The 20,891-nt window shown below is 71.1% G+C and carries 17 protein-coding genes; 8 read left to right on the top strand and 9 right to left on the bottom strand.

Features of this window, described 5'->3' with window-relative positions:
* Nucleotides 1–3: 3 nt before the first annotated feature.
* The 4 genes from CP970_RS33240 to CP970_RS33225 all read right to left on the bottom strand — a co-directional run bounded on the left by CP970_RS33240 (nucleotide 4) and on the right by CP970_RS33225 (nucleotide 3,744).
* Entirely contained in the window at nucleotides 4–336 is a 333-nt protein-coding gene (locus CP970_RS33240; protein WP_055543921.1) for a bifunctional 3-phenylpropionate/cinnamic acid dioxygenase ferredoxin subunit, read from the bottom strand.
* Nucleotides 333–1,514 (bottom strand): Fe-S cluster assembly protein SufD, encoded by a 1,182-nt coding sequence (gene sufD / locus CP970_RS33235; RefSeq protein ID WP_055543920.1) that lies wholly within the window; start codon nucleotides 1,512–1,514, stop codon nucleotides 333–335. The genes CP970_RS33240 and sufD overlap by 4 nt, the downstream gene beginning before the upstream one ends.
* Before the next feature lie 86 nt (nucleotides 1,515–1,600).
* Nucleotides 1,601–3,025 (bottom strand): Fe-S cluster assembly protein SufB, encoded by a 1,425-nt coding sequence (gene sufB, locus CP970_RS33230; RefSeq protein ID WP_055543919.1) that lies wholly within the window; start codon nucleotides 3,023–3,025, stop codon nucleotides 1,601–1,603.
* Entirely contained in the window at nucleotides 3,022–3,744 is a 723-nt protein-coding gene (locus tag CP970_RS33225; RefSeq protein ID WP_055543918.1) for a helix-turn-helix transcriptional regulator, read from the bottom strand. Before CP970_RS33225 ends, sufB begins: the two co-directional genes overlap by 4 nt.
* A 161-nt stretch (nucleotides 3,745–3,905) precedes the next feature.
* Here CP970_RS33225 and CP970_RS33220 point away from each other — a divergent pair, with 161 nt between their 5' ends.
* Nucleotides 3,906–4,718, top strand: coding sequence for an aminoglycoside N(3)-acetyltransferase (locus CP970_RS33220; protein WP_055543917.1), 813 nt, complete (start codon nucleotides 3,906–3,908; stop codon nucleotides 4,716–4,718).
* On the opposite strand, the gene CP970_RS33215 is transcribed toward CP970_RS33220, so the two are convergent.
* Nucleotides 4,715–5,494 carry a formate/nitrite transporter family protein gene (locus tag CP970_RS33215; protein ID WP_055543916.1) on the bottom strand — a complete coding sequence of 260 codons (780 nt, stop codon included), beginning with the start codon at nucleotides 5,492–5,494 and terminating at the stop codon, nucleotides 4,715–4,717. The genes CP970_RS33220 and CP970_RS33215 overlap by 4 nt on opposite strands.
* 111 nt (nucleotides 5,495–5,605) lie before the next feature.
* Between CP970_RS33215 and CP970_RS33210 the strand changes: the two genes are divergently transcribed.
* Genes CP970_RS33210 through CP970_RS33200 form a run of 3 tightly spaced genes read left to right on the top strand, consistent with a single transcriptional unit; the run spans nucleotide 5,606 to nucleotide 9,535 of the window.
* Nucleotides 5,606–6,529 carry an ABC transporter ATP-binding protein gene (locus CP970_RS33210; protein ID WP_055543915.1) on the top strand — a complete coding sequence of 308 codons (924 nt, stop codon included), beginning with the start codon at nucleotides 5,606–5,608 and terminating at the stop codon, nucleotides 6,527–6,529.
* The gene (locus CP970_RS33205) at nucleotides 6,526–7,296 is read left to right on the top strand and encodes an ABC transporter permease (protein ID WP_055543914.1); all 771 of its coding nucleotides are present in this window, start codon (nucleotides 6,526–6,528) and stop codon (nucleotides 7,294–7,296) included. Before CP970_RS33210 ends, CP970_RS33205 begins: the two co-directional genes overlap by 4 nt.
* Before the next feature lie 52 nt (nucleotides 7,297–7,348).
* Nucleotides 7,349–9,535, top strand: coding sequence for a glycogen debranching N-terminal domain-containing protein (locus CP970_RS33200; protein ID WP_063805987.1), 2,187 nt, complete (start codon nucleotides 7,349–7,351; stop codon nucleotides 9,533–9,535).
* Here the strand turns inward: CP970_RS33200 and CP970_RS33195 are convergent.
* Entirely contained in the window at nucleotides 9,494–10,666 is a 1,173-nt protein-coding gene (locus CP970_RS33195) for a glycosyltransferase family 4 protein (RefSeq protein WP_240507285.1), read from the bottom strand. The genes CP970_RS33200 and CP970_RS33195 overlap by 42 nt on opposite strands.
* A 227-nt stretch (nucleotides 10,667–10,893) precedes the next feature.
* On the opposite strand from CP970_RS33195, the gene CP970_RS33190 reads away from it, so the two are divergent.
* On the top strand, nucleotides 10,894–13,635 hold the full coding sequence (locus CP970_RS33190) for a tetratricopeptide repeat protein (protein WP_055543912.1): 2,742 nt from the start codon (nucleotides 10,894–10,896) through the stop codon (nucleotides 13,633–13,635).
* Between the two features lie 43 nt (nucleotides 13,636–13,678).
* Complete coding sequence (locus tag CP970_RS33185) at nucleotides 13,679–14,668, top strand: COX15/CtaA family protein (protein ID WP_055543911.1); 990 nt, start codon at nucleotides 13,679–13,681, stop codon at nucleotides 14,666–14,668.
* Here the strand turns inward: CP970_RS33185 and CP970_RS33180 are convergent.
* The 3 genes from CP970_RS33180 to CP970_RS33170 all read right to left on the bottom strand — a co-directional run bounded on the left by CP970_RS33180 (nucleotide 14,648) and on the right by CP970_RS33170 (nucleotide 17,243).
* On the bottom strand, nucleotides 14,648–15,745 hold the full coding sequence (locus tag CP970_RS33180) for an amidohydrolase family protein (RefSeq protein ID WP_055543910.1): 1,098 nt from the start codon (nucleotides 15,743–15,745) through the stop codon (nucleotides 14,648–14,650). The two genes, CP970_RS33185 and CP970_RS33180, sit on opposite strands and share 21 nt — an antisense overlap.
* A gap of 102 nt (nucleotides 15,746–15,847) precedes the next feature.
* Complete coding sequence (locus CP970_RS33175; RefSeq protein ID WP_055543909.1) at nucleotides 15,848–16,195, bottom strand: hypothetical protein; 348 nt, start codon at nucleotides 16,193–16,195, stop codon at nucleotides 15,848–15,850.
* A 94-nt stretch (nucleotides 16,196–16,289) separates the two neighbouring features.
* Nucleotides 16,290–17,243 (bottom strand): heme o synthase, encoded by a 954-nt coding sequence (locus tag CP970_RS33170; protein ID WP_079043148.1) that lies wholly within the window; start codon nucleotides 17,241–17,243, stop codon nucleotides 16,290–16,292.
* 386 nt (nucleotides 17,244–17,629) lie between these two features.
* On the opposite strand from CP970_RS33170, the gene tkt reads away from it, so the two are divergent.
* Together tkt and tal are read left to right on the top strand one after the other, a co-directional pair.
* Entirely contained in the window at nucleotides 17,630–19,735 is a 2,106-nt protein-coding gene (tkt, locus tag CP970_RS33165; protein WP_055543907.1) for a transketolase, read from the top strand.
* 35 nt (nucleotides 19,736–19,770) lie between these two features.
* On the top strand, nucleotides 19,771–20,889 hold the full coding sequence (tal, locus tag CP970_RS33160; RefSeq protein ID WP_055543906.1) for a transaldolase: 1,119 nt from the start codon (nucleotides 19,771–19,773) through the stop codon (nucleotides 20,887–20,889).
* Nucleotides 20,890–20,891 lie beyond the last annotated feature (2 nt).

Genomic DNA, 20,891 nt, shown 5'->3' with positions numbered 1-20,891 from the left:
GCCTCAGGACTCCTGGGAGAGGGAGACGAGCACGTCGTCCCCTTCGATCTTTACGGGGTATACGGGGACGGGGCGCGTCGCGGGAAGGCCGGACGGCTTGCCGGTGCGGAGGTCGAACGCGGAGCCGTGCAGCCAGCATTCGATCTGGCAGTCCTCCACCTCGCCCTCGGAGAGGGAGACGTTCGCGTGCGAGCAGATGTCGTTGATCGCGAACACCTCGCCCTCGGTGTGGACGACCGAGACCGGCGTGCCGTCGAGTTCCACCCGCTTCGGGGTGTCCTCCTCCAGCTCGCTCAGCCCACAGGCCCGAATGAATCGGGCGCCGTCGAAGGTCATGCGACCGTCGCCTCCAGCTCCTCTTCGATCTTCGCGATGAGGCGCTCCTCGACGTCGGGCAGGCCGATCTGCTGGACCAGCTCGGCGAAGAAGCCGCGGACGACCAGGCGGCGCGCCTCGTCCTCCGGGATGCCGCGGGACTGCAGGTAGAAGAGCTGCTCGTCGTCGAAGCGGCCGGTCGCCGAGGCGTGGCCCGCGCCGACGATCTCGCCGGTCTCGATCTCGAGGTTCGGCACCGAGTCGACCCGGGCGCCGTCGGTCAGAACCAGGTTGCGGTTCATCTCGTAGGTGTCCGTGCCCTCGGCCGCGGCCTCGATGAGGACGTCGCCGATCCACACCGCGTGGGCGTTGTCGCCCTGGAGCGCGCCCTTGTAGACGACGTTCGACTTGCAGTGCGGGGTGTTGTGGTCGACCAGGAGGCGGTGCTCCTGGTGCTGGCCCGCGTCGGTGATGTAGAGGCCGAAGAGCTCGGCCTCGCCGCCGGTGCCCGCGTAGTTGACGCGCGGGTGCAGGCGGACCAGGTCACCGCCGAAGGTGACGACCACGGACTTGAAGGAGGCGTCGCGGCCGATCAGCGCGTTGTGCTGGGCGACGTGCACCGCCGTGTCGTCCCAGTCCTGGACGGAGACGACGGTGAGCTTGGCGCCGTCGCCGACGACGAAGTCGACGTTGGCGGCGAGCACGGCGTCACCGGTGTGGTCGATGACGACCAGGGCCTCGGCGAACGCGCCGAGCTCGATCACCTGGTGCGCGAAGGCGGTGCCGCCCTCGCCGTGCACGGTGATCCGGATCGGCTCGGTGAGGACCGTCTCCTTGGGGACGGACACGACCGAGGCCTTCTCGAAGGACGAGTACGCCTGGGCGGCGACGCGGTCGACGGGCTTGCCCGCCTTGCCCACGCGCGCGTCGTCCCGGCCGACGGTCTCCTGGGTGACGCCCTCGGGGGCGCTCACCTCGACGCGGATGCCGCCGTCGGCGACCGCGGTGCCGTCGTGCAGCCCGCGCAGGCGCTCCAGCGGCGTGAACCGCCACTCCTCCTCGCGGCCGTGCGGCACGGGGAAGTCCGCCACGTCGAAGGACGGGGGCGCGCTCATGCGGGTCGCGACGGTGGACTCGGCGGCCACCGCGATCGATCCTGCGGTGGTGCTTCCCACCGGGATGTTCTGAGCCTCAGCCATGGCTGTCGTCGTGCTCTCTCTCTGCGTAAAGAAGTCAGTAGCTGCGGGGGCCCGGCCGGTTCGCACCGGCCGGGACGCGGCCGGTGTTAACCGACCGAACCCTCCATCTGCAGCTCGATCAGCCGGTTCAGCTCCAGGGCGTACTCCATGGGCAGCTCCTTGGCGATCGGCTCGACGAAGCCGCGCACGATCATCGCCATGGCCTCGAACTCCGTCAGACCGCGGCTCATCAGGTAGAAGAGCTGGTCGTCGGAGACCTTGGAGACGGTGGCCTCGTGGCCCATGGAGACGTCGTCCTCGCGGACGTCGACGTAGGGGTAGGTGTCCGAGCGCGAGATCGTGTCGACGAGCAGCGCGTCGCAGAGCACGTTCGACTTCGATCCGGCGGCGCCCTCACCGATCTCGACGAGGCCGCGGTACGACGTACGACCGCCGCCGCGCGCCACCGACTTGGAGACGATGTTGGAGGACGTGTTCGGCGCCATGTGGACCATCTTGGAACCGGCGTCCTGGTGCTGGCCCTCGCCCGCGAAGGCGATGGAGAGCGTCTCGCCCTTGGCGTGCTCGCCCATCAGGTAGACGGCCGGGTACTTCATGGTGACCTTGGAACCGATGTTGCCGTCGATCCACTCCATGGTCGCGCCCTCGTACGCCACGGCGCGCTTGGTGACCAGGTTGTAGACGTTGTTCGACCAGTTCTGGATCGTCGTGTAGCGGCAGCGGCCGCCCTTCTTCACGATGATCTCGACGACCGCGGAGTGCAGCGAGTCCGACTTGTAGATCGGCGCGGTGCAGCCCTCTACGTAGTGAACGTAGGCGTCCTCGTCCACGATGATCAGGGTCCGCTCGAACTGGCCCATGTTCTCCGTGTTGATGCGGAAGTAGGCCTGGAGCGGGATCTCGACGTGCACGCCCTTGGGGACGTAGATGAACGAGCCGCCGGACCACACGGCGCTGTTCAGCGAGGCGAACTTGTTGTCACCGACGGGGATGACGGTCCCGAAGTACTCCTTGAAGAGCTCCGGGTGCTCCTTCAGCGCCGTGTCGGTGTCCAGGAAGATGACGCCCTGCTCCTCCAGGTCCTCGCGGATCTGGTGGTAGACGACCTCGGACTCGTACTGGGCGGCGACACCGGCGACGAGGCGCTGCTTCTCCGCCTCGGGGATGCCGAGCTTGTCGTACGTGTTCTTGATGTCCTCGGGCAGGTCCTCCCAGGACGCCGCCTGCTTCTCCGTGGAGCGCACGAAGTACTTGATGTTGGCGAAGTCGATGCCCGAGAGGTCCGAGCCCCAGTTGGGCATGGGCTTCTTGTCGAACAGGCGCAGGCCCTTGAGGCGGAGCTTGGTCATCCACTCCGGCTCGGACTTCTTCGCGGAGATGTCCCGGACGACGTCCTCACTGATGCCGCGCTTGGCAGAGGCACCAGCCGCGTCGGAGTCGGCCCAGCCGTATTCGTACGTGCCCAGGCCCTCGAGCTCGGGGTGGGCAGTCTCCTCGATAGGGAGAGTCATGCGGGGTTCCTCCCGGCGGTGCTTGCTGATGCTGAATGGGGGTGCTGCGGGGTACTGCGGGGGATGAACGTCGTGCAGACGCCGTCGCCGTGGGCGATCGTGGCGAGGCGCTGGACGTGCGTGCCCAGGAGCGTGGAGAACATCTCCGTCTCCGCCTCGCACAGCTGCGGGAACTGCTCGGCGACGTGCGCGACCGGGCAGTGGTGCTGGCAGAGCTGCTCGCCGACCGGTGCGCTACGCGCCGTAGCAGCGTACCCGTCGGTGGTCAATGCCTTCGCCAGAGCCTCGGTGCGCCGCTCCGGGGGCGCCGCCTCGATCGCCTTCTTGTACGTCTCGGCCTGGGCGGCGATCCGCGCCTTGGCGAACGCGACGACCGCGCCTTCCCCGTGGTGCTCGGCGATCCACCGGAGCGCGTCCGCGGCCAGCTTGTCGTACGACTGGTCGAAGGCGTCGCGCCCGCAGTCGGTCAGGGCGAAGACCTTGGCGGGCCTGCCCCTGGTCCGTGCTCCGTAGACCCGCTGCTCACGGGGCTCGACGACGTTCTCATGGGCGAGGGCGTCGAGGTGCCTGCGGACGGCGGCCTGGGTGAGGCCGAGCCGCTTGGCGAGGTCGGCGACGGTGGACGGGCCGTGGTCCAGGATGGACCGCGCGACCCGGTTGCGCGTGGAGCGCTCTCCGGTCGCGAGTTCCTCCTGCGGAGCCTCGCCAACGTTTTTCACAACGCCATTGTTGCGTAATTCCTCAGAACCTGACAACCCGCGCCCCGATCACCGGTCGGTGCGCTGCATCACTTAGGCATACCTAAGCTGACCTGCGGAAACGATCACTGATCGATCAAATCGGTGGCGCCCGCCCGATCCTTCCAGGAGACTCCTGGACCATGCCGACACCCCCTCCCACCGGCCCTTTGTGCACGCGCGAGTCGCTCGCGGACGAGCTGTCGAAGCTCGGTGTGCGCCCCGGCGAGACCCTCCTCGCGCACACCTCGCTCAGCTCGCTCGGCTGGGTCAGCGGAGGCCAGATCGCACTCGTCCAGGCGCTCCTCGACGCCCTCGGGCCCGACGGCACCCTGGTGGTCCCGACCCACTCGGGGGACAACTCCGATCCCGCGGTGTGGCAGAACCCTCCGGTGCCCGAGAGCTGGCTGCCCGTGCTCCGCGCCACGCTCCCCGCGTACGACCCGCTGCTCACGCCCAGCTTCGGCGTCGGCGTCGTCCCCGAGGCCGTACGCACCTGGCCCGGCGCCCTGCGCAGCGCGCATCCGCAGGCCTCGTTCGCGGCCCTCGGCCCCGCCGCCGCCACGATCACCGCGGGGCACGCCCGCGGCTGCAGCTTCGGCGAGCGCAGCCCGCTGGCCCGGCTGGAGAAGGCGGGCGCCCGCGTGCTGCTGCTCGGCGCGGGCTACGGCGCCTGCACCGCGTTCCACCTGGCCCAGTACCGGATCCCAGGACCCGAGACCGAGCACTCCTTCGCGGCCATGACGCCCCAGGGCCGCCGGTGGACGACCGTGCGGGAACCGGCGATCCCCAGCGACCGCTTCGAGGAGCTCGGCGCGGCCTTCGAGCGGGACACGGAGGTCGTACGGGGAAGCGTGGGCGCCGCCGCATCGCGGCTGTTCCCGCTCGCGGACGCGGTCGCCTACGCCGAACGGTGGCTGGTGTCCCCCGCCCAGTCGTCGGCGTCTCCCGCCTAGAGGTCCTCCTCGCGCTCCGGTCGCCCCATGAACCAGTACGAGCCCGCGACGAGGAGACCGCCCCCGACCACGTTCCCCGGCACCGTGAACAGCAGGTTCCTGCCCAGGTCGGCGAAGCCCGCGCCGCCGTCCAGGATCGCGAGGGCGAACAGCGCCATGTTCGCCACGCAGTGCTCGAAGCCGACCGCGACGAAGACCAGGACCGGGATCCACAGCACGAAGATCTTCGCGCCGTCGCCCTTGGCCCGGTAGAACATCCAGATCGCCAGGCAGACGAGGAAGTTGCAGAGCACGGCCCGCCAGAAGAGCTGGCCGCCGTCGAGCGCCTCCTTGCCCCGGACCATCTCGGCGAGCATCGCGCGCGCCGAGGGCGTGGACGTCACGCCCGACGCGTGCACCATCGCGCCGAAGAGGAACGCCCCGACGCCGTTCCCCGCCAAGGAGAGCGCCCAGCTGCCGACCAGGTCCCGCGCGCCCGTGCGCCCCGTCAGGGCGCCGATCAGCATCACCATCACATTGCTGGTGAACAGCTGTGCGCCCGCGAACATCACGATCGTCAGCGCGATCGGGAAGACCGCTCCTTCGAGGAGTCTCACCGCCGGGGAGCCCGCCGCCACGAACGGCGACACCGCCACCAGGAGCAGCACCTCGCCGATCCCGATGTACGCGCCCGCGAGGACGGCCGAGACGAAGTAGCGCGGGGTGCGCCTGAGGTCACGCGCCTTGTGGGCCGCCTGCTCGGATGTCTCCTCGACGTTCTCCGCGATGCTGGTCACGCATCGACGCTAGGCCCCGCTTCGTCCCCGTACGGCCGGAAAAGGTCACCAGGAAGAGGACCGGCGCCCCGCCCGCCCGGGACCTCGGACCCGTCCCTAGACTGGCTCACCATGCGAAACGAGCCCGTCGTCCAGATCGAGAGTCTGGTCAAGCGGTACGGAAACAAGACCGCGGTCGACGGTCTCGACCTCAGCGCCGGGGCGGGCATCACCGCCGTCCTCGGCCCCAACGGCGCGGGCAAGACCACCACGATCGAGACCTGCGAGGGCTACCGGAAGCCGGACTCCGGCACCGTGCGCGTCCTCGGCCTGGACCCGGTCCGCGAGGCCGACGCGCTGCGGCCCAGGATCGGCGTGATGCTCCAGTCCGGCGGCGTCTACTCGGGCGCCCGCGCCGACGAGATGCTGCGCCACGTCGCCAAACTCCACGCCGACCCGCTGGACGTGGGCGACCTCATCGAGCGCCTCGGCCTCGACAGCTGCGGCCGCACCACCTACCGGCGCCTGTCCGGCGGCCAGCAGCAGCGCCTCGCGCTCGCCATGGCCGTGGTCGGCAGGCCCGAACTCGTCTTCCTCGACGAGCCGACCGCGGGCCTGGACCCGCAGGCGCGCCGGGCCACCTGGGACCTCGTGCGCGATCTGCGCCGCGACGGCGTCGCCGTCATCCTCACCACGCACCACATGGACGAGGCGGAGGAGCTCTCCGACGACGTCGCGATCATCGACGCGGGCAAGGTCATCGCCCAGGGCAGCCCCGACGAGCTGTGCCGGGGCGGCGCCGAGAACACCCTGCGCTTCACCGGCCGTCCAGGGCTCGACGTCGGCTCGCTCCTCAAGGCGCTGCCGCCGGACTCGGCCGCGGCCGAACTGACCCCCGGCGCCTACCGCGTGAGCGGCACGGTCGACCCCCAGCTGCTCGCCACGGTCACCTCGTGGTGCGCCCAGCACGGCGTCATGCCGGACCGCATCTCGGTCGAACGCCACACCCTCGAAGACGTCTTCTTGGAGCTCACGGGTAAGGAGCTGCGCGGATGAGCGCCGCCGGTACGTACACGCCGAAGCCGGGCGCCGCCCCGCTGCCCCGCATGATCGCCGCGCAGGCTGTCCTCGAGACGAAGATGCTGCTGCGCAACGGCGAGCAGCTCCTCCTGACCGTCGTCATCCCGACGCTCCTGCTCGTGCTGTTCAGCGCGGTCGACATCGTCGACACGGGCGACGGCGAGGCCGTGGACTTCCTCGCGCCCGGCATCCTCGCGCTCGCCGTGATGTCGACGGCCTTCACGGGCCAGGCCATCGCGACGGGCTTCGAGCGGCGGTACGGCGTGCTCAAGCGGCTCGGCGCCTCGCCGCTCCCCCGCTGGGGCCTGATGGCGGCGAAGACCCTGTCCGTCCTGGTCACCGAGGTGCTGCAGATCGTCCTGCTCACGGTGATCGCCTTCGCGCTCGGCTGGTCGCCGCACGGCAACCCCTTCGCCGTACTGCTGCTCCTGGTGCTCGGCACGGCCGCCTTCTCCGGGCTCGGTCTGCTGATGGCGGGCACCCTCAAGGCCGAGGCGACGCTGGCGGCGGCGAACCTCGTCTTCCTGCTCCTGCTCATGGGCGGCGGCGTGATCGTCCCGCTCGACAAATTCCCCGACGCGGCCCAGTCGGTCCTCGGCCTGCTGCCCATCTCGGCGCTCTCCGACGGGCTGCGCGACGTGCTGCAGCACGGTGCGGGCATGCCGTGGGGGGACCTCGGGATCCTCGCGGTCTGGGCGGTCGCCGGGCTCGGCGCGGCGGCCAGGTTCTTCCGCTGGGAGTGACGCGGTCCGTCCTCAGGGAGTGACGTGAGCACGGAACGGGCACTCCCGTTCCGTGGCCGACACCCCGGAATTACCCGGATCATCGCGGGCAGCCCGCGCCCTGCAGCCGCTCCTCCACGACGTGGTCCTCTGCGTCGCGGCACCCGCGTTCGCCGCGTCGCCCCGCGACGGCCAGCTCCGCGGCGCGCGGGCCGACGGCTTCTACGACCACGACCGGCGGCTCCTGCACACCCTGTGCCTGCTGCTCGACGGCCGTGCGCCCGAGCCCGTCGGCGTCCAGCCGCTCGGCCCCGACCGGGTCCGCTTCACCTCCGTGCACCGCTGCCCCGGCGACGGCACCGCCGACCCGACGCTGATCGTCGAGCGGGTGCGCACCGCGGGCGACGGCGAGACGGTCCTGCTGCGCAACGTCGGCACCGCCGCCCGCCGATTACGCGTCGAACTGACCGCCGCCACCGACCTCGCCGACATCGCCGACGTGAAGCGAGGCCTCACCGGCCCCGCCGTCGCCCCGTCCGCGCCGCGCGCGGGAGGCCCCGCGCTCGTCTGGCGCTCCCCCACGGGCCGTGCCCGGGTGCGCGCCGTCGAATGCCCCGAGGAGCCCGAGACCGCGACGGGCCCGGCGCACGGCACGTTCACCTGGCCGCGGGTCGAGCTCGCGCCGGGCGGCTGCTGGCTGCTCCGGCTCGCCGTCACGGGCCGCGCCGTGCCCGACCCGCCGGGCCATCCGGTCGCCGCGCCCCCGCGCGTGCCCTGGTCGGATCCGGTGGTCCGCGGCGACCGGCGGCTGATCGGCCTGGTCCGCCAGGGGCTCGCCGAGCTGCGGGCGCTGCGGCTAGCGGACCGGGCGGGTGGCGGGAGCGCCCGCTGCGACGACCAGTTCATCGCCGCGGGCTGCCCCTGGTACCTGACGCTCTTCGGCCGGGACTCCCTCTGGTCGGCCCGCATGCTGCTGCCGCTCGGCACCGAACTGGCCCGCGGCACCCTGTGGACCCTCGCTCGCCGCCAGGGCACGGTCCACGACGACTTCCGCGAGGAGGCGCCGGGGCGGATCCTGCACGAGCTGCGCCCCGCCGAGTCCCGGCACGGCCAGGGGCTGCTGCTCCCCGCCCACTACTACGGCTCCGTCGACGCCACCCCGCTCTTCGTCTCGCTGCTCGTCGACGCCTGGCGCTGGGGCCTGCCCGCCGCCGAGGTCGAAGGGCTCCTGCCGTACGCGGAGCGCGCGATGGCCTGGATCGTCCGCACCAGCGGCAAGGACAAGGACGGTCTGCTGCGCTACTACCCGCGCCGCGGCGGGCTCCTGCACCAGTCCTGGAAGGACTCCGCCGACGCGGTGCGCGACGCGGCGGGCCGGCGCGTCGAGCCCCCGCTGGCCCTCTGCGAGGTGCAGGGCTACGCCTACGAAGCCGCCACGGGCCTCGCCGACCTGCTGCACTCCCGCGGGGCGACGGCGCGGGCGAGGAGGCTGCGCACCTGGGCCGTGGCGCTCCGCGGCCGCTTCGCCGACGCCTTCTGGATCGACGCCAAGGAGGGGCCCGCGCCCCGCTACGTCGCCATCGCGGTGGGCCGCGACCTCGCTCCGGTCACGGGCCCCGCCTCCAACATGGGCCAGCTGCTCGGCACCGGCATCCTCGACCGGGACGGCTGCGCCGACGTCGCCGCCTGGCTGGCCGCGCCCGAGCTGAACTCCGGCTGGGGGCTGCGCAGCCGGTCCGCCGCCGTGCCCGGCTTCAACCCGCTAAGCTACCACGGCGGTTCGGTGTGGACCCACGACACGGCGATCGCCGTGCAGGGCCTGTGCGCGGCGGGCCGCCCCGCCGAGGCCGCGCTGCTCGCCGACGGACTGCTCGACGCCGCCGTCCACTTCTCGTACCGGATGCCGGAGCTGTACGGCGGCGACGCGCGCACCGAGACCTCGCCCGCCCCGCTCGCCTACCCGGCCGCCTGCCGCCCGCAGGGCTGGTCGGCGGCGTCCGGCGTCGCGGTGCTCGGCGCGCTGCTCGGCCTGCGTCCCGACGCCCCGCGCCGCGAGCTGCGGCTGCGCCCGCTCCCCGCGGGCCTGCTCGGACCGCTCGCCGTGTCGGGGCTGCGCCTTGCGGGCGCGGACCTCTCGGTGCGGATCGACCACGCAGGGCGTACGACGGTGACCGGGCTGCCCGACGGCTGGCGGGTGGACACCGGCGGGGGCGCCGGTTCAGACACCGGCGCGGGTGCCGGTCCCGGCCCGCACTGCTGACGCTCCGTCCGGTCCGGCCGGTGCTCCGCCCCGACCGGCCAGGAGTGCGCGGTACTCGTCCTGCATGCGCTTCAGGTAGATCTTGCGCAGGTCGAAGTGCCCGGTGACGTGGGCCCGTCCGCGCAGGCCCATCAGCCGGCCCGTCTCCCGGTCGTCGAGGAGTTCGGCGAGGCGCGCCGCGAGCTGCTCCTCGTCCCTGTCGGGCACCAGATAACCGATCACCCCGTCGTTGTCGACGCCCTCGTCGAGGCCGCCCATCCGGGTCACCACGACGGGCCGCGCCGCGCACATCGCCTCCAGCGGGGCGAGCCCCATCGGCTCGTCGAATAGCGAGGGATAGACGACGACGGTGGACTCCGCGTAGAGATCAGGCATTTGATCGACACCGGCCTCGACGAATTCCACGTACGATTCCAGATCGCGCTTTTCGATCTCTTTTTCGACGCGTTCCCTGAAGCCGATCTTCTCACCGTGGAAATCGACTGTCTGACGGGTGTCCGTAAGCAGCAGCCGGGGCCGGGATACGCACATCCCGCAGCGGACGATCAGATCGAGCGCGCGGACCGCGAGCAGCGCTCCCTTGTCGGGGATCAGCCGGGCGGGCAGCAGCACCGTCCCCGGCTGCGGCGCGACGTCGAGAGGGGCCACGCGCGCGTAGGGGGCGGTGTCGATGCCCAGGTAGGTGCGCTCCGCGCGCACGCCGAGCACGTCGGCGCAGGCGGTGCGCAGGAACTCGGAGACGGCGTAGTGCCGGTCCCAGCGGTCCGCCGTGAGCACGGATTCGCCGCGTCCGGGATCGCCCCAGATGCTGTGGTACGTATGGCAGAGCGCGAGTCGCAGCGGGGTCCGCAGGGCCTCCAGGGCCTGGGCGGGGGCCGCGCTGAAGTGGTGCAGGTTGTGGCAGTGCACCAGCCTGATGCCGCGCTGGAGGAGCACCTCGGAGAACCACCGGGTGAGCCGCCGCGCGTCGTCGGGTCCCGGGTCGAGCCTGGCCAGGTCGAGCGCCGGGTGGGTGAGCACCTCCACCCCCGGTTGACCCGGGCACTGCGCGCCCGGCGTTCCGGTGAGCACGGTGACGCGGTTCCCCCGCCGCGCCAACAGCCGTGAATAGTCCCAGAGGTGGGATTCCACCCCGCCCACGCTGGGCGGAAAGGACCAGTGGACCAACGCGATATCCATCCCGCCCCCCGGGGGTTGATCCATTGTGCCGAGGTCCATGCCGCCTCCGTACCGTCGAATCCGCGAAGCGCAGATGCTAGCCCCAGATTCCACGGCGGTGATATTCCGGCGGGTGCGGCTTTACCCCGAGAATGGGACTGTACTGCGCGCCGCGCGGGGGAGGCAGACAGGGGGAACTGATGTCCGTATCCATTTCCGGCGCATTCACCGGCGCCCGCAGGCAGTTCGCCCTCACACGCAGGCGGCTCGTCAGCACGCGCAGGCGGTTCGCCGTCGGCATCAGGCGGCTCGCCACCGGCACCACCGCGGTCTCCGCCCTGGCCATCGCCCTGATGGGGATCATCAAGGAGAAGACGAGCGGCCCGGCCCTCGTGGTCTTCGTCGTGCTCATCGTGCTGGCCGTCCTCGCCCTCATCCTCGTCGCCCGTCCCGCCACGCAGGAAAGCGGAACGGCCGAGGACGCCACCGTGCGCGCCGTGCCGCCCAACAACCTCCCCTTCCGCTCGCGGTACTTCGTGGGCCGCAAAAAGGAAATGGCCCTCCTGGAACGGACCCTGCGGCCCGAGAAAGGCCCCAAGGGCCGCCGCGTCAGCGTCGTGCACGGCACCGGCGGCGTCGGAAAGTCCCAGCTGGCCACGGCGTACGCGCACGGCACGCTGACCGAGCACAGCCTCACCCGGTGGCTCAACGCCACCAGCCCCGACCGGCTCCTGTGCGACCTGCTCGAACTCGCCACCCTGATCGGCATCACCTACCACGAGTCCAAGACCGTGGTCCTGACCCGGCTGTGGAGCTGGCTGCGCGACCATCCGGACTGGCTGCTCGTCTACGACAACGTCCAGCTCGACGGCGCCGAACAGTCCGGCGAAGGGCCCGTCGACCAGCAACTGCGGTTACAGCCCCTGCTGCCGCCCGAGGGCGTCGGCGAGATCCTGATCACCACCCAGCTGCGCGAGGGCTGGACCGGACTCTGCCCCGATCCCGTCGAACTCACCGTCTACGACGAGGACGACGGCCTGGCCTTCCTGCGCAAGCGGACCGGTTCGACCGCCGACGAGCGGCTGCGCTGGCTCGGCAGGCAGCTCGGCTGGCAGCCGCTCGCCCTCGAACAGGCGGGGGCGTACATCGAACAGGCCGAGATCGGCGTCGAGGGCGAGGACTTCGAGGAGTACCTGCAGCGCCTCTCCGCGCAGAGCGCCGACAGCGACGCCAAGACCTTCGAGCTGGCGATCGAGCGGATCGGCGCGCAGCAGCCCGCCGCCGAGGATCTGATGCGGCTGTGCAGCTTCCTGGCGTCCGAGGACGTGCCGCGCGCCACGCTCTTCCGCTACCGCTCGGTCCTGCCCGACCGGCTGCGGCTCGTCATGGACGACCAGCTGGCCTTCACCCGGCTCGTGCTCAAGCTGGTCGACCACTCCCTGATGACCCGCCACGGCGACGGCCGCACGGAGCCGGTGACGTACGGAATCCACCCCCGGGTGCAGATATTCATCCGGTCCCGGCTGACCGGACACGAGCGTCTGGAGTGGTCGCAGGCCGCGGTCCGGCTGATCGAGGCGGCCTTCCCGCTCGCCCCCGACCAGCTCGAATCGCGAGCCACCTGCGACCGTCTCATGCCGCACGTCGACGCGGTCACCGCCGAGCCCGCCTGGGCCGCCGACAGCGACGGCGAACTGGGCGCGGCCCGCGACCCGGAGGCGCTGGTGCGCCTCCTGCACCGGGCGGGCAGCTACCAGAACCACCGCTGCGAGTGGAAGAGCGCGCTGGCCTACTTCGCCAGGGAGGTGGAGCTGCGCGGCCTGGGCACGGGATCCGAGCAGTGCCTGGCGACGGCCCATCTCGCCACGGCCCGCCAGCACTACCTCCTCGCCCACCTCGACACGGCGGAGGCGGCCTGCGGCAGGGCGCTCGCGCTGTGCGACGCCCACAAGGACGACGACGCCTTCCAGCAGGTGCGGGCGCAGTGCTGCCGCCAGTTCGGCGGCATCCTGCGCGAGCGCAACCGCTTTCGGGAGGCGAGCGGCTATCTGGAGGCGGCGCTGCGCATCTACGAGCTGCAGGGCTCGGGCTGGGAGGTCATCGACTGGGCGGTCACCGAGCAGGAGGCCGGGATGATCCACCGCAACGCGGGCCGGCACGTCGACGCGCTCGACTGCTACGAGCGGGCCGGTGACCTCGTCGGCGGCGGCGGCTCCACCGGCCTGGAGGAGCACGTGGTGTTCCGGGCGATGCTCCGCCGCGACGCCGGGATCGTGGCGCAGGACCGCGGCGACCTGGACACCGCGGAGCGCGAGCTCTCGGCGGCGCACGAGGTGTTCCGCAGCAAGCGCGGCGAGGAGGACTTCGAGACCGCTCAGGTCGCCAAGTTCCTCGCGGACGTGCTGCGCCGCAAGGGCCAGCAGTGCAGGGCGGCGTCGCGCAGCACCCGCAATCCGCTGCGCAAGCGCAGGCTGCGCGCACAGGCCCACGCGCACCTCGCGACGGCGCACGAACTCCTCTGCCCCGTCCTCGCCCTGCTCGGCAAGCGCCGTACGACGGAGGCCCACACCTACGCGGCCTGTCTCAACAAACTGGGCTCGCTGCAGTGGGCGCAGGGGCATCTGCACCGGGCGATCGACACCCTGCGCGAGGCCGAGGAGATCTACGTCACCGCGTACGGACCCGACCACCACTACCGGGCCAAGACCCTCTCCCGGCTCGGCCCCGTACTGCGCGCCGCGGGCGATCGCGAGGGCGCCGAGCGCGCGCTGCGCACGGCCGAACGCATCTTCGTCGCCAGCCTGGGCGAGGGCCACCCCTCGCTCGTCGCGGTGTACGAGTTCCTCGCGGACGGCGCCCAGGACCCGGCGCGGGCCGAGGAGCTGCGGGCCCGCGCCGCCCGCATCCACCGGTCACTCTGGGGCAAGTCGTGCCCCTCGTGAAAGCTTGCACAAGCGGCCCCCTACGATAGGGCGCGTGCCAAACGTGACCCGAGACGACGTCGCTCAAGCCGTGCGGAACCCGCTCGCCTTCATCGCCGAGCGCTGGACCCCCACTCAGCGGACCGTCCAGCAGGCGGCCTTCATCTCCCTCGCGATGACCGTGCTCATCGTGGTGACGGGCGGTGCCGTCCGGCTGACGGGCTCCGGCCTCGGCTGCCCGACGTGGCCCAAGTGCACGGACGACTCCCTGACCGCGACCAGCGAGATGGGCTTCCACGGCGTCGTCGAGTTCGGCAACCGCATGCTGACGTACGTGCTGTGCGCCGCCGTCGGCTGGGCGATCATCGCCGCGCGCTCGCAGAAGCCGATGCGGCGCAGCGTGACCCGGCTCGGCTGGGCCCAGTTCTGGCTGGTCATGGGCAACGCCGTGCTCGGCGGCATCGTGGTCCTCGTCGGCCTCAACCCGTGGACGGTCGCGGCACACTTCCTGCTCTCCACCGCCCTGATCGCGGTCGCCGTCACGATGTGGCAGCGCATCCGCGAGGGCGACGCGGAGCCGCGCCCGCTGGTCGGCAAGGCCGTGGCGCAGCTCGTCTGGTTCCTGGTCGCGGCCTCCGTGCTGCTCATCGCGGTCGGCACGGTCGTGACGGGCTCGGGGCCGCACGCGGGCGACTCCAGCGACGTGCCGCGGATGGGCTTCGACTGGGAGACCGTCAGCAAGCTGCACGCGGTGCTCGCGTGGATCGTGGTGACGCTGACGTTCGCCCTGTGGTTCGTCCTCAAGGCGGTCGACGCCCCGCGCGGCCCGCTCTCGCGCACCCGCGACCTGTTCCTGATCCTGCTCGCGCAGGGCGCCATCGGCTACGTCCAGTACTTCACGGACCTGCCGGAGGTCCTGGTCGGCCTGCACATGTTCGGCTCGTGTCTGGTGTGGATCGGTGTGGTGCGGGTGCTGCTCGCGCTGCGGGAGCGCCCCGTCGGTACGGCGGGGCTGCCCGCCCAGGCCGACGACTCACAGCTCTCCTCCGTCTGAGAGTCCGTACACCCGGCGGGCGTTGCCCGCGGCGATGAGTCCGGCGACGCGCTGCGCGTCGCCGAGCGACCAGGCCCCCTCGGCGACCCAGGTGCCGAGCACCCGGCCGAGCGCCTCCCGGAACAGGCTCGCGCCGACGACGTGCAGTTCGGGCAGCCCGTGGGCGCCGCTGGAGAACAGCAGCTTGCCGAACGGCGCGAGTTCCAGGATCTCCGCGAGGACGGCCGCCGCACGCGCTCCGGTGCGCACGAGAGCGGGCCCCAGATCCGCGTACACGTGCGGGAAGAAGGACGCCAGGTGCGCGGCGCTGCGGTGGTACGGATAGCCGTGCAGCAGCACCAGATCGGTGCCGAGCCCCGCGGTGGCCCGCGCGAAGTCCCCGAAGTACGTCTGGGGGTCACCGGCGCCCGCGTGCAGCTGCAGCGGCCGCCCGGAGGCCACGGCGATCCACAGCAGGTGCCGCAGCAGCACCGGGTCGGTCAGTTCGCCGCCGACCTGCCGCCCCGCGAGCCAGCGCCCGACCGCGCCGCGCACCTCGCCGGGCCCCGGCGGCTCCGCGGCGAGGGCGAGCGGGATCCGCACGCCCGCCACCGAGGTGAAGGCGACGGCCTCCCCGGCGGCCGCGTGCACGGACTCGGCGAGATTGGCGAGGAACGAGTCGGCGGTGCCCGAGGTGTCGGCGACCTGCTCGGCGAGTAACTCCAGGCGGACGATCTCGCGGGCTTCGGCGTCCCCGGTGGACGCCATCTCGCCGGGCCCCGTCAGGTCTCCGGGCAGCCCCGTGTCGACGAGGTAGGTGGTGATGCCGCTGCCGCGCAGCAGGCGCCGCCCCGATTCCAGTACGCCCAGTTCACGGCGGCGGGCGAGATAGCGGGCGGGCGGGCAGTGCTGCTCCAGGCCGAGCAGCGGCGGACACCAGCGGCGCACCGCGAAGCCGGTCTGGGTGTCGAAGAAGGTGGTGCCGGGGGCGGGTGGTCCCTCGCCCCGGCCGAGGTGGGCCTCGAAGGTGCCGAGGCCCAGCTCCGTACGGAGAACGCCATGGCAGTACTGATCCACCAGTGACGGCGTTTCGATCATGCGGGCTCCCGCTGGGTGGACCTTGCTCCTACGGTCCTAACGGGTGACCCGGGTGTCAGGTGTTGCTTTCGGCCAGTCTCGGCAGAACGTTCGGCTACGGCTTCAGCCGTTGCTGGGGCCGCCGATCTGAATGCCCGCCATGCGCGTCCACTCGTACGGCCCGGTCTCCACCTTGGCGGCGAAGTCCCCGTCGAAGTCCTCGTGGACGGTGATCCCGGCCTTCTCCACGGCGCTCTGCGCGACGGCGTAGGTCGGCGCGACCAGGTCGCCCCAGCCGCCGTCATCGCCGACGAGCACGATGCGGGTGCCCTTCTGCCCGATGTACGCGAGCTGCCCCTCGGCACCGCCGTGCGCGCGTGCGAAGGTCCCGATCTCCTTGGCGAGCTTGGCCGCGCGGCGCTCGTCCTTGGCGGCCTGCTTGCTGTCGTCCACCTGCTGCGTGTCTGCCATGGGCAGGATGCTACCGACGGGTAGCCCAACTGGCGACGGGCGGGGCGCGTGGCGTTCAACACCACGTGCCCCGCCCGTCGGCGAAGTAGTCGGCTCAGCGCAGGAAGGGATCCACCGCGACCGCGACAAAGAGCAAGGAGACGTACGTGATCGACCAGTGGAACAGCCGCATCTCCTTCAGCTTGCCCCCCGTCGCCTCCGCCTTGGCCCGGTTCTGCAGCCCGTGCGCCTCCCACAGCCACCAGCCACCGGTGACCAGCGCGACCGCCGTGTAGAACCAGCCCGTGTAGCCGAGCGGCTGGAGCAGCAGCGAGACGGCGACCATCACCCAGCTGTAGAGGACGATCTGCCGGGCGACCACCTTGTTCGAGGCGACGACGGGCAGCATCGGCACGCCCACGCGCGCGTAGTCGTCCTTGACCTTCATGGACAGCGGCCAGTAGTGCGGCGGGGTCCAGAAGAACATGACGAGGAAGAGGATGATCGGCGCCCACGACATGGAGTTGGTGACCGAGGACCAGCCGATGAGGACCGGCAGACAGCCCGCGATGCCGCCCCACACGATGTTCTGCGACGTGCGGCGCTTCAGGATCATCGTGTAGACGACCACGTAGAAGAGCAGCGCGCCGAGCGAGAGCCAGGCGGAGAGCCAGTTGACCGCGAGGCCGAACAGGAGGGTGGAGACGACGCCCAGGGTGATGCCGAAGACGAGGCATTCGCGCGGGCTCACCATGCCGGTGACCAGCGGCCGCTGCGACGTACGGTCCATCAGGGCGTCGATGTCGCGGTCGATGTACATGTTGAGCGCGTTGGCGCCACCTGCCGAGAGGTAGCCGCCCAGGCAGGTCACGAAGACCAGCCACAGGTCAGGCACGCCCTGTTCGGCGAGGAACATCACCGGAACGGTGGTGATGAGGAGGAGTTCGATGATCCGTGGCTTGGTCAGCGCCACGAACGCCTTGACACGGGCCCCGAACGGCCGATGGCTCGGGCTAATGTCCGTCCCGGAAACCCCCGCTGGACGGGATTCAACGGCCGTCACGCACACCCCTGACAGAGACATCCCAGCGAGCCGACCAGCACCTTCTGACATGAAGATCCGGTAAAGGCTCGCGCGTACCACGCCACTGTAGACGTTGCCCATACCTCGCCCTTCGCGGGGGTGGGGTCGTGTTGAGCGACCGGGTGAGCGGTAGGGGTGACGCGCCGGGCGGTCACATGAGCGGTGTCGCCGACCCTTTGAGCGGTCACATGAGCACCCCTTTATTCACATGGTGAATCCCCGCCCTTTCCTTTCAGGAGGCGGATCCCGGCGTGTCCCGGCAGTCTGGAATGACTCGAAAAAATGCACGTTCCACCAGCGGTAGGCTCGACATCGGCCGGTGGGATCTACATCGCCGGCATTCGACATGTGGAGAGGAGCCCTGACTCAGGGTGAGCACCAAGCCGACCACCACAGACCTCGAGTGGACCGAACTGGACCAGCGAGCCGTTGACACCGCTCGCGTCCTGGCCATGGATTCCGTACAGAAGGTCGGCAACGGCCATCCCGGTACGGCCATGAGCCTCGCGCCCGCCGCGTACACCCTCTTCCAGAAGGTGATGCGGCACGACCCGGCGGACGCCGAGTGGACCGGTCGCGACCGGTTCGTGCTCTCCGCGGGCCACTCGTCCCTGACCCTCTACATCCAGCTCTACCTGGCCGGGTTCGGCCTTGAGCTGGACGATCTGAAGGCGTTCCGGACCTGGGGCTCCAAGACCCCGGGCCACCCGGAGTACGGCCACACGGTCGGCGTGGAGACGACGACGGGCCCGCTCGGCCAGGGCGTCGCCAACGCCGTGGGCATGGCGATGGCGACCCGCTACGAGCGCGGTCTCTTCGACCCGGAGGCGGCCGACGGCTCCTCCCCGTTCGACCACCACATCTACGCCATCGCCGGTGACGGCTGCCTCCAGGAGGGCATCTCCGGCGAGGCGTCCTCGCTGGCCGGGCACCAGAAGCTCGGCAACCTGATCCTGCTGTGGGACGACAACCACATCTCGATCGAGGGCGACACGGAGACGGCCGTCTCCGAGGACACCCTCAAGCGGTACGAGGCGTACGGCTGGCACGTGCAGCGCGTGGCGCCCAAGGAGGACGGCGACCTCGACCCGGCCGCCCTCTACGCCGCGATCCAGGCCGCCAAGGCCGTGACGGACAAGCCGTCCTTCATCGCGATGCGCTCGATCATCGCCTGGCCCGCCCCCAACGCGCAGAACACCGAGGCCGCGCACGGCTCGGCGCTCGGCGACGAGGAGGTGGCCGCCACCAAGCGCGTCCTGGGCTTCGACCCCGAGCAGACCTTCGAGGTCTCCGACGAGGTCATCGCGCACACCCGCAAGGCCCTCGACCGCGGCCGCGAGGCCAAGGCCGAGTGGGAGAAGGGCTTCGCCGCCTGGCGCACCGCCAACTCCGAGCGCGCCGCCGAGTTCGACCGCATCGCCGCGGGCGAGCTGCCCGAGGGCTGGGAAGAGAAGCTCCCGGCCTTCGAGACCGGCAAGGGCGTCGCCACGCGCGCCGCTTCCGGCAAGGTCCTCCAGGCGCTCGGCGCGGTCGTGCCCGAGCTGTGGGGCGGCTCCGCCGACCTCGCGGGCTCGAACAACACGACGATCGACAAGACGAGCTCCTTCCTGCCCGCGGACAACCCGCTGCCGGAGGCGAACCCGTACGGCCGCACGATCCACTACGGCATCCGCGAGCACTCCATGGCCGCGGAGATGAACGGCATCGCGCTGCACGGCGGCACCCGCATCTACGGCGGCACCTTCCTGGTGTTCTCCGACTACATGCGCAACGCCGTCCGCCTGTCGGCGCTGATGCACCTTCCGGTGACGTACGTGTGGACGCACGACTCCATCGGTCTCGGTGAGGACGGCCCGACGCACCAGCCGGTCGAGCACCTGGCCTCGCTGCGCGCCATCCCGGGCCTGAACGTCGTGCGCCCGGCCGACGCGAACGAGACCGCGATCGCGTGGCGCGAGATCCTCAAGCGCTACACCAAGGAGTTCGGCAAGGGCGCCCCGCACGGCCTCGCGCTGACCCGCCAGGGCGTGCCGACCTACGAGCGCAACGAGGACGCCGCCAAGGGCGGTTACGTCCTGTTCGAGGCCGAGGGCGGCACGCCCGAGGTCGTGCTCATCGGCACCGGATCCGAGGTCCAGCTCGCCGTCGAGGCGCGCGAGCAGCTGCAGGCCGCGGGCGTTCCGACGCGTGTCGTCTCGATGCCGTGCGTCGAGTGGTTCGACGCGCAGGACCAGGGGTACCGCGACAGCGTCCTGCCGCCGTCCGTCAAGGCGCGCGTGGCGGTCGAGGCGGGCATCGGCCTGACCTGGCACAAGTACGTGGGCGACGCCGGACGCATCGTCTCGCTGGAGCACTTCGGTGCTTCCGCGGACGGCAAGGTGCTCTTCCGCGAGTTCGGCTTCACCGCCGACGCGGTGGCCGCCGCCGCCCGGGCTGCACTGGATTCAACTACTGAGATCGACGCCGCTCAGCGCTGACGCCGACATACGACCAAGTAGGAGATGTATTTCCCATGACAGACGCATTGAAGCGCCTCTCCGAAGAGGGCGTCGCGATCTGGCTGGACGACCTGTCGCGCAAGCGGATCACGTCCGGCAACCTCGCCGAACTGATCGACCAGCAGCACGTCGTGGGCGTCACGACGAACCCGTCGATCTTCCAGAAGGCGATCTCGTCGGGCGACGGCTACGAGCAGCAGCTCGCCGACCTCGCCGCGCGCAAGGTCACCGTCGAAGAGGCCATCCGCATGATCACGACGGCGGACGTCCGTGACGCCGCCGACATCCTGCGCCCGGTCTTCGACGCGACGGGCGGCCAGGACGGCCGCGTGTCGATCGAGGTCGACCCGCGCCTGGCGCACAACACGGCGGCCACGGTCGCCGAGGCCAAGCAGCTGGCCTGGCTGGTGGACCGGCCCAACACGCTCATCAAGATCCCGGCCACCAAGGCGGGTCTCCCGGCGATCGCCGAGGTCATCGGCCTCGGCATCAGCGTCAACGTCACGCTGATCTTCTCCCTCGCGCGCTACCGCGAGGTCATGGACGCGTTCCTCGCGGGCCTGGAGAAGGCCAAGGAGCGCGGCCTGGACCTCACCAAGATCCACTCCGTGGCGTCCTTCTTCGTGTCCCGCGTGGACACCGAGATCGACAAGCGTCTCGACGGCATCGGCACGGACGAGGCCAAGGCCCTCAAGGGCAAGGCCGCGCTCGCCAACGCCCGTCTCGCGTACGAGGCGTACGAGGAGGTCTTCTCCTCGGACCGCTGGGCCGCGCTCGACAAGGCGCAGGCCAACAAGCAGCGTCCGCTGTGGGCCTCGACCGGCGTCAAGGACCCGGCGTACAAGGACACCCTGTACGTCGACGACCTCGTCGCGCCCAACACGGTGAACACCATGCCGGAGGCGACCCTGGAGGCCACCGCCGACCACGGCTCGATCACCGGCGACACCATCGCGGGCACCTACGACGCCGCGCGCGCCGAGATCGCCGCCGTGGAGAAGCTCGGCATCTCGTACGACGACGTCGTACAGCTCCTTGAGGACGAAGGCGTCGAGAAGTTCGAGGCCGCCTGGAACGACCTGCTCAAGTCCACCGAGGCCGAGCTCCAGCGCCTCGCCCCTTCGAAGGGCTGACC

This window comes from Streptomyces kanamyceticus (genome assembly GCF_008704495.1).
In the GTDB taxonomy this organism is placed as follows: domain Bacteria; phylum Actinomycetota; class Actinomycetes; order Streptomycetales; family Streptomycetaceae; genus Streptomyces; species Streptomyces kanamyceticus.
This window is presented reverse-complemented; position numbering and strand designations above follow the sequence as displayed.

Bases quoted from the DNA above. Each gene is read 5' to 3' on its own strand.
- tal (WP_055543906.1), top strand. From the start codon at position 19,771: ATGACAGACGCATTGAAGCGCCTCTCCGAAGAGGGCGTCGCGATCTGG.
- CP970_RS33240 (WP_055543921.1), bottom strand. From the start codon at position 336: ATGACCTTCGACGGCGCCCGATTCATTCGGGCCTGTGGGCTGAGCGAG.
- CP970_RS33180 (WP_055543910.1), bottom strand. From the start codon at position 15,745: ATGATCGAAACGCCGTCACTGGTGGATCAGTACTGCCATGGCGTTCTC.
- CP970_RS33220 (WP_055543917.1), top strand. From the start codon at position 3,906: ATGCCGACACCCCCTCCCACCGGCCCTTTGTGCACGCGCGAGTCGCTC.
- CP970_RS33205 (WP_055543914.1), top strand. From the start codon at position 6,526: ATGAGCGCCGCCGGTACGTACACGCCGAAGCCGGGCGCCGCCCCGCTG.
- CP970_RS33210 (WP_055543915.1), top strand. From the start codon at position 5,606: ATGCGAAACGAGCCCGTCGTCCAGATCGAGAGTCTGGTCAAGCGGTAC.
- CP970_RS33175 (WP_055543909.1), bottom strand. From the start codon at position 16,195: ATGGCAGACACGCAGCAGGTGGACGACAGCAAGCAGGCCGCCAAGGAC.
- sufB (WP_055543919.1), bottom strand. From the start codon at position 3,025: ATGACTCTCCCTATCGAGGAGACTGCCCACCCCGAGCTCGAGGGCCTG.
- CP970_RS33190 (WP_055543912.1), top strand. From the start codon at position 10,894: ATGTCCGTATCCATTTCCGGCGCATTCACCGGCGCCCGCAGGCAGTTC.
- sufD (WP_055543920.1), bottom strand. From the start codon at position 1,514: ATGGCTGAGGCTCAGAACATCCCGGTGGGAAGCACCACCGCAGGATCG.